This window comes from Pseudomonas sp. XK-1 (genome assembly GCF_038069885.1).
Lineage (GTDB): Bacteria > Pseudomonadota > Gammaproteobacteria > Pseudomonadales > Pseudomonadaceae > Aquipseudomonas.
Window position 1 is genome coordinate 39,056 of sequence record NZ_JBBPES010000001.1, and the last position, 12,758, is coordinate 51,813.

11 protein-coding genes are annotated in these 12,758 nt (G+C 64.0%); all 11 read right to left on the reverse strand.

All coding sequences use genetic code 11. The features are described 5' to 3' along the window. Position 1: 1 nt before the first annotated feature. The 11 genes from tagH to tssF all read right to left on the reverse strand — a co-directional run bounded on the left by tagH (position 2) and on the right by tssF (position 12,751). Positions 2-1,198, reverse strand: a complete 1,197-nt coding sequence (tagH, locus tag WMW70_RS00165) for a type VI secretion system-associated FHA domain protein TagH (RefSeq protein ID WP_341435515.1) — start codon at positions 1,196-1,198, stop codon at positions 2-4. Positions 1,199-1,217: 19 nt separating this feature from the next. Then, positions 1,218-1,352 carry a type VI secretion protein gene (locus WMW70_RS00170; RefSeq protein WP_341435516.1) on the reverse strand — a complete coding sequence of 45 codons (135 nt, stop codon included), beginning with the start codon at positions 1,350-1,352 and terminating at the stop codon, positions 1,218-1,220. A 54-nt stretch (positions 1,353-1,406) separates the two neighbouring features. Then, on the reverse strand, positions 1,407-2,144 hold the full coding sequence (locus WMW70_RS00175) for a hypothetical protein (protein WP_341435517.1): 738 nt from the start codon (positions 2,142-2,144) through the stop codon (positions 1,407-1,409). Continuing rightward, on the reverse strand, positions 2,141-2,797 hold the full coding sequence (locus tag WMW70_RS00180) for a Tox-REase-5 domain-containing protein (RefSeq protein ID WP_341435518.1): 657 nt from the start codon (positions 2,795-2,797) through the stop codon (positions 2,141-2,143). The genes WMW70_RS00175 and WMW70_RS00180 overlap by 4 nt, the downstream gene beginning before the upstream one ends. Next, positions 2,798-3,136, reverse strand: coding sequence for a hypothetical protein (locus WMW70_RS00185; protein ID WP_341435519.1), 339 nt, complete (start codon positions 3,134-3,136; stop codon positions 2,798-2,800). It lies immediately after the preceding gene. Beyond that, a complete protein-coding gene (locus tag WMW70_RS00190) occupies positions 3,129-3,632 on the reverse strand; it encodes a DUF4123 domain-containing protein (protein WP_341435520.1) in 504 nt (167 codons plus the stop codon). The genes WMW70_RS00185 and WMW70_RS00190 overlap by 8 nt, the downstream gene beginning before the upstream one ends. Beyond that, positions 3,629-5,683, reverse strand: coding sequence for a type VI secretion system Vgr family protein (locus WMW70_RS00195; protein ID WP_341435521.1), 2,055 nt, complete (start codon positions 5,681-5,683; stop codon positions 3,629-3,631). The genes WMW70_RS00190 and WMW70_RS00195 overlap by 4 nt, the downstream gene beginning before the upstream one ends. A gap of 17 nt (positions 5,684-5,700) precedes the next feature. Beyond that, positions 5,701-7,212: a sigma-54-dependent Fis family transcriptional regulator gene (locus WMW70_RS00200; RefSeq protein ID WP_341436525.1), complete on the reverse strand. Its 1,512-nt coding sequence runs from the start codon at positions 7,210-7,212 to the stop codon at positions 5,701-5,703. Between the two features lie 10 nt (positions 7,213-7,222). Then, positions 7,223-9,820 (reverse strand): type VI secretion system ATPase TssH, encoded by a 2,598-nt coding sequence (gene tssH / locus WMW70_RS00205; RefSeq protein WP_341435522.1) that lies wholly within the window; start codon positions 9,818-9,820, stop codon positions 7,223-7,225. 11 nt (positions 9,821-9,831) lie between these two features. Beyond that, positions 9,832-10,869: a type VI secretion system baseplate subunit TssG gene (gene tssG, locus WMW70_RS00210; RefSeq protein ID WP_341435523.1), complete on the reverse strand. Its 1,038-nt coding sequence runs from the start codon at positions 10,867-10,869 to the stop codon at positions 9,832-9,834. A gap of 91 nt (positions 10,870-10,960) precedes the next feature. Further along, entirely contained in the window at positions 10,961-12,751 is a 1,791-nt protein-coding gene (gene tssF, locus WMW70_RS00215) for a type VI secretion system baseplate subunit TssF (protein WP_341435524.1), read from the reverse strand. Positions 12,752-12,758 lie beyond the last annotated feature (7 nt).

Genomic DNA, 12,758 nt, shown 5'->3' on the forward strand with positions numbered 1-12,758 from the left:
ATCATCCTTGAACGTCGTTGTTGAGGGTGGCGATCAGGCGAACCTGTTCTTCATAGGTGTGGGCGAAGTCGCGGGCGAACAGGCGGTCGCTCCAGTCGTCGTTCTGCTCCAGCGCGCTGTGCAGACGGCGGTAAGCGCGCCAGCGGCTGCCGGCGGTGGCGATCAGCGGCTTGCGGCCTTCGCGCTCGAAACGCAGGCTCAGCTGCTCCGGCGACAGTTGCTCGAACATGCCCTTGAGCGCCGCGCGGCTGGCGGCGAGCAGCGCCACTTGGTGCGCCTGCAAGTCACGGAAGCTGCGGCTGATGGTCTGTTCGGCGGACAGCGCGCCGGGCTTGCCGCCACGCAGCAGGGCGGTCAGCGCTTCGCTGTTGTCGGCGCTGTGCTTGAGCGGGTTGTTGCCGGCGCTCTGCACCGTGGTCAGGGCCAGGCGTAGCTCGTTCTTCAGCTCGCTGCGGGTACGCAAGGCCTGCTGCAGGCTGCCGACGCTCTGCTTGAGCAGCTTGGCGCTGTGCAGGGCCAGGGCTTCGCGGGCCTCGTCGTCGAGGTCATCCAGCTTGACTCCGAGGGCCTCGCCGAATTTTTCCCAGAAGGTGGGCGGCAGGCGTGCTGGCGCAGGCACCGGTTTGGGCTGCGGCTCGGGCGTCGGCATCACCAGTTCGGGCACCAGCAGGTTTTCTTCATCGATCTGCGCATAGTCGCGTTGCTGCGCCTGGACGTTATGCGGGTGCAGAATCGCGGTCAGATCATCGACCTGGGCGTACACACGCTCCTGCTGATCGAGGGCGGTCAGCGGGTCGAGGTCGAGAAAGGCGTCATCCGGGATGATGCTGCCGGCCGGCTGCGCACGGCCGATATCGCCAGCAAACAGCGCCGGGTCCTGAATCAGCCGCGCACGAATCTCGAAGTCGCCGAAGCAATACACGCTGCCGTGCTCGATACGCTGCGCCTGGCCCTTGCGCAGGCTGGCACCGCTGTCTTTGAGCTGAATGCCATTGCTGCTGGTGTCGGTGAGAAAGAACGAGCCATCGCGGTAGCTCACCTCGGCATGCCGGCTGGACAGCACACGCTTGCGATCCGGAATCACCCAGTCGCACTCCTCCGCCCGGCCAATAATGCCGCCGGCTTGCTTGAAGGTTTTGGTGGTCAATAGACCTGGCACGAACTGCTGTGCACTGACCACATCGAAGACCAGTTCCATGGTGTTTAACTCCTTGCGGTCAGTTGCCGCGGGTTTGAGCTTGCGGGTCGCCCAGCGGGCGGTATTCGTCGTCACTGAACTTGTAATTGCCGCTGCAGGCGGAGAGGGACAGGGCCAGGGCGAGCAGTGCGGTTGGGTAGAGGCGTTTCAGCATTGGGTGCTCCTTGTATTCAGTGGGCAGAGGGTGAGCAGTGGCTGAGCAATCAATTCAGAGCGCCGTGTGCAGTGGCAGCAGATCGCGGTCTGCAAGGCTGACTTCGATGGCGTTGGCCGCCTGGATATGTGCTGGGTTGCGTACGTCAAAGACCGCATCGCAAACGCTGGCGATCAGTGTTCCAAGCTGTGTCTCTGCGCGAGAGACTGGGAAGAGGCCTGCGCTAGCGGGGAGTGCGTCTTCTGCAATGATTTGCGGTAAGTACAGAATCCAGCCGGCCCCCAGGCGATCCCTGAAGACCTGATGCAAGGCGAAATAGCGGGTAGGCCCAATAGAGGCCATGGTCACAGGCCAAGGCCATGTGCTGATCAGTCCACGCAGTAGTTCAATCAGTGGCTCAAGTTGGTCAAGGCTAGGCAATGATTTGGTTTGCAATGTCAGGGTGCAAGGTGAGCCGGGCATGGTCGACAGGGTCAGGTCGAATGCAGCAGCGCCCTCTTTCTCCAGCCCATTCCAGACTCCCAGGCTGCGCCAATTGCCTACCAAGGCATTGGGCGAGTCTTTTTCGGCCTGTAAGGCGGCGTCTACAAGTGCATGCGTGGCACCGCTTGGCTCGAACGCTTGCAGGGCTATGGATGCCTGTGGCGTATCCGCTGGCGGATGCCATTGATACTCTGGCAATCCATAACGTTTCAGCAGTTGCGCCACCTGCCAAAGGGCATCGGCATGCTCCTGGGCAGTGGGCAGTGAGGTGGTCAGGCGAAAAGCCAGCGATAAATTGATACTGCTCATGGCTGCAAGAAGGTCCGAATGATGGGGGCGGAAACCCGGAAGCGGCTGCTGAAGTGCAAATAACTGAGCTCCTGCATGAAATACCAATGCAGGCTGCTGGGCGGATTGGCCTGTACCACGGCGCTTTGCGCCGCAGCCTGCTGTAAGACTTTGGCCTCGCCGCTGATCTTGAAGAAGAATTTTGGCTGACCATCTTCTGGATCGAAGAATTGGTCATATTTGGCTTTGGCTTCTTGTAGCAGGCACTGAGAAGCCTGGAATCCGTCAAAATCCAACGATGCGAAATTCCATTCGGTAAACGGCGCAAAACCTGTAACTCGCGCTTGGTATTGGCGGGATATGTCAGACATGTTCCATTGGCGCGTAACCAACGAACCGCAATCAGGGGGGCACTCTTTGCATGCCTGACGGGTTGAGGTCTGGCTGGTCGTGGTAGCTACCGATGTGCTTCGCGACTGCGCGGCCGCATCGCTGCGGCGTTTTACTTCTTCATTAACCACCACTCCGCCGCCCGCAGCGGCACCTGCGGTGGCGGCACCCTGAGCGGTTCTGTTGGCAGCAGCGCGGGCAGCTGCACGTGTAGCGCCTTGAACGAGGACGCGTCCTGCGGCACCTAGCAATGGCGGCGCGAGTAATACCAGTGGGCCAGGCATTTAGTGTGCTCCTGAGGCGAGTTGCGCCTGCATGGTGGCTAACAGATCGTTCAGTCGTTGCTCTACGGGTTGTCCGGGCTTACGCAGCCAGGTGTCAACCTGAGGGTCCAGGTAGAAGTCCGGTGCTATGGCTTCGGTATAGAGAAACTGGATCAGTGCGGCCTGATCGCCGAGCCCCAGTTCGCCCGCATGGTCGTTTGCGGCCTGTAAACGGGACAGCAAAGGCTCGTCTTTGAGCGAGGGAATGTCCTGAACAATGGCGTCGCGCACCTGAACCAGAAAGTCATTAGCTTCCAGCTGCTCCAGATGCCGTAATTGTTCTTCACGCAGCCTAAGCATGTTCACCTCCATGGCGCTTAAGTTGCCCATCTTCCAACCAGAACCAGGTGTGGGCGGCGTTGAAAAAACTATGACGCTGCTCCTCGTCCAGCACCTGCTGCAGTTTGCTGAGTACGCGAGGGTCATAGAACCGCAGTAGGGCGCGCTGGCCGTCGGGGAGCTCGGTGTCGAGGCGCGCCTGTAACAGTTGGGCAAGGGTGTTTAATGGTTTTTCAGTGAGCAACCAGATGACGGCCGGCCGTTGCTGACTAAGGTCTTCGAAAACACCAAGCCAGCCGCGATCCTGCTCCAGATCAAACAGCCAGGGACCTGCATCTGCCAGGGCCTCTCCATCGGTATCGCGCAACAGAGGCATATTCAGGCCACGCTGGCTATGCAGCGGAAAACCGCGGTGTTGCTGGTATTGCAGACCATCGACCAGCGCGTAAAGACGCAGTTCTGGATTTATGATTTTGAGCTCATCGCAATGGCTCATCAGAGGAAACATCATGTTCATCCTCGAATCACCAGCGAAGCGCCTGACTTGGCGGCCTTGACCAGGCAGCTGAGGCAGATTCCCGATTCAAACGGCGGGTTGACCAACGCCTGCTGTAACTTGGTTCCCGCCTTATCCGCATCCGCTGCGCCCGGAATAGTGGGCGGCAGAATCGCGATGCCCGAACCCTTACCCGGTGCACCACCTGAATTGATCTTGATGGTCGCGCCGCTCAGGGTGATGCCGCCGGGGTCGAGTTTGAGGAAGCTGCCGCCGCCGCTGGCGGTGAGTTCCATGCCGGCGTCGATGACCACTTTGCTGCCGGCGTAGTAGTGGATTTCCTTACCGGCTTCGACGAATTGGCCGGTGCCGATTTTCACGTGCTGGGTCGTACCGACCGTGAGGTGGTCGTTGCTGCGCGCTTCCACTTTGCGGTCGGCGTGGGTGGTGCGGTGTTCTTCGGCTTGAAACTCGCTGTAGCTGTTGGCTTCGACCGTATCGTGGCGCTGGTTGCCGATGCGGATTTTCTGGTCGTGCTCGATGTTTTCGTCCCAGTCGCGCTCGGCGTGCAGGTAGATCTGCTCCTCGCCTTTCTTGTCTTCGATGCGCAGTTCGTTGTAACCGCCGCCACCGGGGCTGCTCAGGGTCTTGAATACCGAGCGGGTCTTGTTGGCCGGCAGCGTGTAGGGCACCACATGTTCCTTGTGGTACAGGCAGCCGGTGACCAAAGGCTGATCGGGATCGCCTTCGAGGAAGGTCACCAGCACTTCCATGCCGACCCGCGGGATGGCGATGCCGCCGTAGCGGTCGCCGGCCCAGCTGGAGGCGACGCGCAGCCAGCAGCTGGTCTTGTCGTCGGCCTGGCCGTGGCGGTCCCAGTGGAACTGCACCTTGACCCGGCCGTACTGGTCGCAGTGGATTTCTTCGCCCTGCGGACCGGTGACCACGGCGGTCTGGCTGCCGAGCACCTTGGGTTTCGGGTGGTTGAGCGGTGGACGGTACAGCACGTCCCAGGGCGTGGCGCTGAAGCGGTTGCGGTAGCCCTGCTGGAAGCCGTCGCCGGTCTGGGTGTGGCTGGTGACGGACTCTTCCAGCACCTGGGGTTGCTTACCCTGATGGAAGATTTCGTTCAGCAGCCAGAGCTGGTTCCACTCCTCGCGCGGGTGCCCGCTAAGATCGAGGAAGTGGCCGCTGACCAGCAGCGGTTGGTCGCTTTCACCAGTGGCCAGTTCGTAGTCGCTGCGGTGGCGTTCCAGGTTGCGCTTGCTCAGGTGTTTGCCGCGCTGGCGCTCGACGAAGCGGCCGGGGTAGTCGTAATCCTCGAGGTCGGGGGCGAACTCGCTGTTGAACGCCGCCTCCATCAGCAGCTTGGGTTTTTCGAAGTCGTAATCGCGGCGGGTGACGCGGTTGGTGCGGGTTTCCAGACGCAGGGCGAAGCGTTTGACCACCGGGTCCGTGGCGACCAGGCCGCTGTCCTGCTGGTAGGCGGTGGTCGGCAGTTTCGGGAACAGGGTCTGATCGTCGCCGAACACCAGGACATGGCCGTCCGTGCTGTGCTGGAAGTGATAGTGAATGCCTTCTTCCTCGCACAGGCGCTGGATAAAGTGCAGGTCGGATTCGTCGTACTGCACACAGTATTCGCGCTCGGGATAGACGCTCGGGCCGAACTGGAAGGCGTAGGCGTTGCTCTGGATGCCGTGTTCTTCGAGCACCTGGCTGATGATCTTCTCCACCGTCAGGTGCTGGAAGATGCGCTGATTCACCCGGTGCGCCAGATAGGCCAGCTGTGGGCGCAGGGTCACGTGGTAACGGGTCAGGCGCGGCCCGGAGTCGCCCTGGGCGACGCGGTAGATCAAACCATGAATGCCGCTGCCGCCGGGGGCGAAGGCGAGAAAGGCCGGCTGGTGCAGCAGGCTTTCCAGGTCGAGATCCGGACGCTCGCTGATCAGTTCCAGCTCGAAGGCGAACGGCTGGCTGATCGCCTCGCGGCCGCTGAATTCGAGGACCTGCAGGTCGTGGCTGAGGCCTTCGATGCTCAGGCTGAAATGGGTCTGGTTGGCTGCGTTGAACATGCTCTTCTCCTTAAGCCTTACACGTCAGCCGGGCTGATATTCAGCCGCTGCATGCGGTACAGCAGGGTGCGCCGGGGCAGGCCCAGTTCGCAGGCGGCGCTGGTCTGGTTGCCGCGGTTCTTGCGCAGGCAGTCGAGCAGCAGGCTGCGCTCGACCCGTTCCATGCGTTCGCGCAGGTTCATGCCGTTGTCGTCGGGGTTGCTGTCCTGGCGCAGGTTGAAATGCTCGGGCAGCAGTTCGCCGCCTTCGCACAGCAGCACCGCGCGCTCCACCAGGCCTTTGAGTTCGCGCACATTGCCGGGGAAGGCATAGCCGGCCAGATGATCGAGGGTGCGATCGGCCCAGCGGCAAGGATCACGCTGCAGGAAGGCGCTGGCCTTGTCGGCAAAATGCCGGGCCAGGGTGAGGATGTCCTGCTCGCGCTCGCGCAGGGGCGGCAGCTCGATGGGGAACTGGGCCAGGCGGTAGAACAGGTCTTCGCGAAAGCGCCCTTCCTCCACCAGGTTGCGCAGGTGGTGGTGGGTGGCGGCGACGATGCGCACATCGACCTTGTGGGTGGCGGTCGAGCCCAGCGGGCGTACTTCGCCTTCCTGCAATACGCGCAGCAGTTTGGCCTGCAGGCTCAGCGGCATGTCGCCGATTTCGTCGAGGAACAGGGTGCCGCCATTGGCCGCGTCGAACAGGCCCTGGTGGTCGCGGTCGGCACCGCTAAAGGCTCCCTTGCGGTAGCCGAACAGCTCGCTCTCCAGCAGGTTTTCCGGCAGCGAGGCGCAGTTCTGCACCACGAAGGCCTTGCTCCGGCGCAGGCCGCAATCGTGGATGGCGCGGGCCACCAGCTCCTTGCCGGTGCCGGTTTCGCCCGCCAGCAATACGCTGACCGGGTTGTGCAGCACCTTGCCGATCATCTGATACAGCGCGCGCATCGGTGCGCTGTCGCCGATCAGCCCGTAGCCGCTGGCGCAGGGCGCGCTGGAGTAGAGCGTAGGCTGCTCGCTGCGTGGCGTGCGCAGACGCTGCAGCAGATGCAGCTGGGCGATCACGAAGCTGCCAAGGTGGCCGAGCGAGCCGGCGAAACCGAGCAGGTCGCGCGGCGGCTGGCTGGCGAGCAGGAGCAGGCCGTTGACCCGCTTCTGCTCATCCAGCAGCGGCAGGCACAGCAGGCTGCGCCAGGGCTCGCCGGCTTCGGGCAGGAAACCAATCTGGTGCAGGCTGCCGTCCAGTTCGTCGAGGCTCAGCACCTGGTTCTGGCACAGGCAATATTGCAGCAGCTGCTCGCCATCATAGTCGCTGGACAGGCTGGCCCCGGCGCGCGGTTGCAGCAGGCCGTCCTGCCATTCGGCGCTGAGGGTCAGGCGGGTGTGGGTATCGTCCAACAGGTACAGCTGGCTCAGGCCGCAGCCAGAAAGCTGCGCGGCGGCTTCGACCAGGCCGCCGAGCAGGGCCTCGCCACTGGCGGTGCGCGCCAGGCCGGCGAAGCGCTCAAGCAGCGCCTCGGCATAGTGCAGCGGTTGCGGCACCTGATGGAACATCGGCGGCACCTTAAGCGAACTCACAGACCACCGTTCCTTCGCCGTCCAGGGTGGCGTGCACGCGTTGCAGGCTTTCGCCGCTGGCCATGGCATCGAGCAGGCGGTCGACCACCAGCGGCTGCAGGTGCTGGTCGATCAGGTGATCGATCAGGCGTGCGCCGCTGTCGCCGTGGCTGCAGCGTTCGGCGAGGTTTGCCAGCAGCGCGGGGCAGTGGCTGAACTGCAGCTGACGGCGGGCCAGGCGCTCGGCGAAACGCGCGAGCTTGAGACCGACCAGCTCGTTGAGCACGTCGCCGTCGATCGGGTAGTAGGGCACCACGCGCATGCGCCCGAGCAGCGCCGGCTTGAAGTGCTGCGACAGGGTCGGGCGGATTGCCTGTTCCAGATCGTCCGCCGCCGGCCGCTGGCCGCCCTGGCAGAGGCTGGCGATGCGCTCGCTGGCGAGGTTGCTGGTCATCAGGATCAGCGTGTTGCGGAAGTTGATCTCGCGCCCTTCGCCGTCGTTGGCCACGCCTTTGTCGAAGATCTGATAGAAGACGTTCATCACGTCCGGGTCGGCCTTTTCCACTTCATCGAGCAGGATTACCGAGTAGGGTTTCTGCCGCACCGCCTCGGTGAGCATGCCGCCTTCGCCGTAACCGACGTAGCCGGGCGGCGCGCCGATCAAACGGGAGACCGTGTGCTTCTCTTGGAACTCGGACATGTTGATGGTGGTGAGGAAGCGTTCGCCGCCGTACAGCAGGTCGGCCAGGGCCAGGGCGGTTTCGGTCTTGCCGACGCCGCTGGGGCCGACCAGCAGGAATACCCCGACCGGTGCATCGGCGCGGTTGAGGCCGGCGGCGGTGGCGCGCATCGAGCGGTCCAGGGCCTCGATGGCCTGTTCCTGGCCCCGCAGGCGCTGGCGCAGGTCGCTGGCAAAACTCAGCACCTTGCTGTTGTGCTCGCGAGCCAGTTGACTCAGCGGCACGCCGGTCCAGTGGCTGATTACTTCGGCGACCAGGCGCGGGCAGACTTCGAAGCTGACCAGGCGCTCATTGGCCTGGGCGCTGGCCAGTTCGACCTGCACTTCGCGCAGCTCGGCTTCCAGCTGGTGCAGCTCGGTCGCTTGCTCGGTGTTCTCTTCGACGCTCGCCGCACGCGCGCTGGCGCACTGCTTGCGCAGCTCGAGCAGGCGGGTAGCCAGATCGCGCTGAATGGCCCAGCGGGTTTCGATCTGCTCCAGCTCGGCGCGGGCTTCGCTCAGGCGCTGTTCGAGCTGATCGAGGGCGTCGCTATCGATATTCAGGCCGGCTTCCATATCCCGGCCCATGGCCTCGCCCTGGCGCTCGCCTTCGGCGATTTCGCCACGCAGACGTTCCAGGGCTTCCGGCGCGGCGGCCAGGCTGATGCGCACCCGGGCACAGGCGGTATCCAGCACATCGACGGCCTTGTCGGGCAGTTGGCGGCCGGCCAGGTAGCGCGCGGACAGCTCGGCGGCGGCGACCACGGCGTCATCGCGCAGGTAGATGCCATGGCTTTTCTCGTACACCGGGGCGAGGCCGCGGAGGATGGTCACCGCTTCGTCGACCGTGGGTTCGAGCAACTGCACCGGCTGGAAACGGCGGGCCAGGGCGGGGTCTTTCTCGAAGTACTTCTTGTATTCGCTCCAGGTGGTGGCGGCGATGGTGCGCAGCTCGCCTCTAGCCAGTGCCGGCTTGAGCAGGTTGGCCGCGTCGCCGCCACCGGCCTGGCCGCCAGCGCCGATCAGGGTGTGGGCCTCGTCGATAAACAGGATGATCGGTTTGGGCGAGCCTTTGACTTCATCGATCACGCCCTGCAGCCGGCGTTCGAATTCGCCTTTGACGCTGGCACCGGCTTGCAGCAGGCCGAGGTCGAGGCACAGCAGTTCGACGCCCTTGAGCGCGTCCGGCACTTCGCCGGCGGCGATGCGCAGGGCCAGGCCTTCGACGATGGCGGTTTTGCCGACACCGGCCTCGCCAACCACGATCGGGTTGCTTTTACGCCGACGGGCGAGGATGTCGATCATCTGGCGGATCGCCGCGTCGCGGCACAGCACCGGGTCGAGTTTGCCGTCGCGGGCTTGCTGGGTGAAGTTGTGGGTAAAGCGCTTGAGGTTGGATTCGCCACCCGCCGCGGCTTTGCCGGCGGCTTCCTGCGGCTGCTGGGCCATGGCGAAGTCGCGCAGGCGTTCCGGGTTGAGTTTGGCCAGCAGCGCCTGGTAGTGGCTGCCGGCATAACGCATCGGGTTGCGCAGCAGGGCGAGGATCAGCGCAGCCTGGTCGACCTGGTTCTGGCCGAGTTCCAGGTTGGCCACCAGCAGGGCGTCCTGCAGCCATTGCACCAGCTCGGTGGAGAACACCGGGTTGCGTGACTCATTGTGCTCGCCGCGCGGTTGCAGTGCGCGGGCCAGCTCGCTGGCGTCGACTTCGGCGTCCTGCAGGGCGCGGCCGAGCAGGCCGTCCGGGCGCTCGAGCAGGCCGAGCAGCAGGTCTTCGACCAGAATCTTGCTGCCGCCACGCACCACGCAGCGCTCGGCCGCGAGTTCCAGATCGTTCTTGGTGGCGGCGTCGAGGGCCTGTACCAGCTGTTGCAGATCGACGTTGATCATTTCATCAGTCCTTAATGAGTTTTGCTGCCGAGGGTGACCACGCCGTCGGCGTTATCGCGGCCCAGCCAGGTGGTCCAGCCCAGCAGGCAGGGGTTGTCCGCGCCGAGGCGCAATTCGCGTATTTCGTCCTGGCGCAGTTCCAGGCGGATGTCGTAGTCCAGTGGGTCGCGCAGGGTGAAGCGCACCAGTGCGCAGAGCGGCTGGTAGCCGCTGCCGATCGGCAGGAATTCGTGGAAGCGCTGCCAGCCGAGCTGGCGCACATGGATGCGGAATTTGCCGCCGCGGTCACGCACGAACTCGCCGAGCACCAGGCTTTCGCCCAGCTGGCTGTTGGCCAGGCCGAGGCGATTGCGTTGCTCGCCGAGAATCTCCACCTGGCGTTCCAGGCATTGTTCGATATGCAGCGCGGCGTGCTTGAAGTAGTAACGCAGCACCGACTCGATCAGTGCTGCCGAGTGGGCGCGCAGGCTGAGCAGGCCGAGGTAGGGCAGCAGGCGTTTCCAGTTCAGCTCCGAGGCGGCGCGGATCTGCGCGCCGCCGAGGCCGATCAGGGCGAACAGCTGCTCGGAAAAGGGGTCCGCTGCGCCGCTCTGGAAGCGTGCGTGGTAGCGATACTTCTGCCAGGTGGGCAGCAGCAGGCGCTGCAGGCGATTGTTGAACAGGTCGAGAAAGGCTCGGGTCGGATTGCCGTCCTCGCTGTCGCCCAGGGCCTGCTCGCCATAGAAGGCCGGCAACGGCGAGCCGGCCCCGAACAGGCTGACCAGGTTGATGCGCAGGCGTGCGCGTAGCTCGCCGTGCTCTTCGAAGAACTGCACGCGATCGATATCACTGCCGGGAAAACCCATGCTCGGGTTGGCCTGCAGTTCCAGGTGCTGATACAGCGCCTCCTCGTCCAGCTCCGGGTGGGCGGCCTGCAAGCGTTCCAGCACCAGCTGCACGCCCTGGAACAGGCTGTACTCGCGGATGCCACGGCTGAGGCGGCTCAGCCCCGGCTCGGTCGCGGCGCTAGGTTGTTCAGGCGGCGTTGCCGTGGGGATCGCAGTGCTCATTTACACCTCGTAAAGTCGGGTGCGACTCCAAGCCTGTCTGCGTCCGCCGGTGCCATGCCGGCTACCCGCTCGCCTATCTCTGTGCGCAGTTTCATAGCAGGGGCTGCTGCCCCATGCGTGGCGTCCATTGGTACAGCTCTCCCTGGGTGCTCTGCACGCGCAGCTCGTGGTACGAATTCAAGCTGGCGTACAGGGCGAAAAACTCATTGAGCACGGTGGCGAACAGGAACAGATCGCCCTCACCGACATAGCCCTCGGGGTTGATCGTCAGTTGGGTGCGCACCCCGCGCACCGGCAGGCCGCGGTGCAGGCGGTCGACGTGTTGGTGGCTGATGCTTTTCAGGCCGTCGAGCAGGCGTTTGCTGACCTTCTCCGCGTGCTGGTCGTAATAGCGCGGCAGGTCGTAGGTTTCGAGGATCACCTTGAGCGCCTCGACGTTGGCCAGCGACAGGTAGTTCAGCGACATGTTGCTGATCAGCTTCCAGAGGAAATCGCGGTGCAGCGGTGGCGCATAGCTGGGCGTCACCGCGCTGATATTGCGGAAGCTGAGGAACTCCGGAGTGTCCTCGCAGGGCAGGCAGATATCACCCAGGCCGAGCTGACGCGGCAGGTTCTGGTTGGTGCAGGTCAGCTCGATCGACAGGGTTTCGTGCTGGTCGAGGTTGCGCAGACCGAAACTCAGGTAGGTCTCCAGGCCATCGCCGAGCATCGACGGCTGCTGGCGCACGCTGTAATGCGGGCGGGCGTGGGGCACATCGAAGCTGGCGTCGTGCTCGAAGGACTCGAACGGTACGTACTCCTCATAACCCTTGCCGCCGGGCTTCCAGCCGGTCACCCGGTCCACCGAGAACACCCCGCAATGCTCGGAGTCGAGCTCCGAGGGCAGCAGCAGGTACTGATCCTGCTTGCCGTCGAGGCGGATCGGGATGGCGTCGTGGGCGAACAGATTGACCACCGGCGTGCAGTACAGGCGCACGTTATCCAGGGTCGGACGGATGCGCTGCACCCCGGCCTTGTGGATATCGAAGCGCAACTCGATGCCGCGGGCCTGCTTGAGCAGATCCGCCGGCAGACGCTTGAGCGCATCCAGGCCGAGCAGGTCGACGAACAGGAACTTGTCCTGGAAGGCGAAATATTCCTGCAGGTAGCGATAGCCACGGAAGGTGTTGAGCGGGTAGGGGATCAGCGCCTGGTCTTCGTCGAAACCCACCGGCTGCACATTGCTGGCGGGTAGCTGCAGGGTGGCGACGGGCTGTTCGAACGCATCGACCAGGGGCTTGCCTGCGCCATCCAGCAGTACCAGCCGGATACCGCCGAGGTGGCGCAGCAGGCCAAGGTAGAGCAACTGGCTGATATAGCGCTCGCCGGCCAGGTGCAGGCGCAACTGCTTGAGGTCGAGATCGCCCAGGTGGCCATCGGCGCTCATCGCCAGACGCAAGCTGAGCAGCGCACCGTCACCCTTGACCGAGTAATCCAGGCCATTGAGCGCCAGCGGCAGCACCTCGGTGGCGAAGGCCGTGCGGAAGCGACAGGTCACGCCCTGGATCGGCTTGGACTCCACCGGCGTATGGCGCGGCACCGGCAAGGCTGGCCCCGGACGCTTGAGCGGGTCGAACTGCAACATGCTGAACGCCGGCAGCGGGCGCATATAGTTCGGCCACAGCAGGTGCATCAGCGAATGGGTCAGCTCCGGCAGCTCGTCATCGAGCTTCTGCCGCAGGCGCCCGGTGAGAAAGGCGAAACCCTCCAGCAGCCGCTCGACATCCGGGTCGCGCCCGCTCTGCCCAAGAAACGGTGCCAACGCCGGGCTGCGCTCGGCAAAGCGCTTGCCGAGCTGGCGCAGGGCGGTGAGTTCGCTCTGGTAGTAGTGGTTAAAAGACATCTCAGCG

What these genes read in the sequence shown, in the direction of transcription:
- WMW70_RS00175 (WP_341435517.1), bottom strand. Translation starts at nt 2,144, where the DNA reads ATGAGCAGTATCAATTTATCGCTGGCTTTTCGCCTGACCACCTCACTG.
- WMW70_RS00185 (WP_341435519.1), bottom strand. Translation starts at nt 3,136, where the DNA reads ATGCTTAGGCTGCGTGAAGAACAATTACGGCATCTGGAGCAGCTGGAA.
- tssG (WP_341435523.1), bottom strand. Translation starts at nt 10,869, where the DNA reads ATGAGCACTGCGATCCCCACGGCAACGCCGCCTGAACAACCTAGCGCC.
- WMW70_RS00170 (WP_341435516.1), bottom strand. Translation starts at nt 1,352, where the DNA reads ATGCTGAAACGCCTCTACCCAACCGCACTGCTCGCCCTGGCCCTGTCC.
- WMW70_RS00190 (WP_341435520.1), bottom strand. Translation starts at nt 3,632, where the DNA reads ATGAACATGATGTTTCCTCTGATGAGCCATTGCGATGAGCTCAAAATC.
- tssF (WP_341435524.1), bottom strand. Translation starts at nt 12,751, where the DNA reads ATGTCTTTTAACCACTACTACCAGAGCGAACTCACCGCCCTGCGCCAG.
- WMW70_RS00195 (WP_341435521.1), bottom strand. Translation starts at nt 5,683, where the DNA reads ATGTTCAACGCAGCCAACCAGACCCATTTCAGCCTGAGCATCGAAGGC.
- WMW70_RS00180 (WP_341435518.1), bottom strand. Translation starts at nt 2,797, where the DNA reads ATGCCTGGCCCACTGGTATTACTCGCGCCGCCATTGCTAGGTGCCGCA.
- WMW70_RS00200 (WP_341436525.1), bottom strand. Translation starts at nt 7,212, where the DNA reads ATGTTCCATCAGGTGCCGCAACCGCTGCACTATGCCGAGGCGCTGCTT.
- tagH (WP_341435515.1), bottom strand. Translation starts at nt 1,198, where the DNA reads ATGGAACTGGTCTTCGATGTGGTCAGTGCACAGCAGTTCGTGCCAGGT.
- tssH (WP_341435522.1), bottom strand. Translation starts at nt 9,820, where the DNA reads ATGATCAACGTCGATCTGCAACAGCTGGTACAGGCCCTCGACGCCGCC.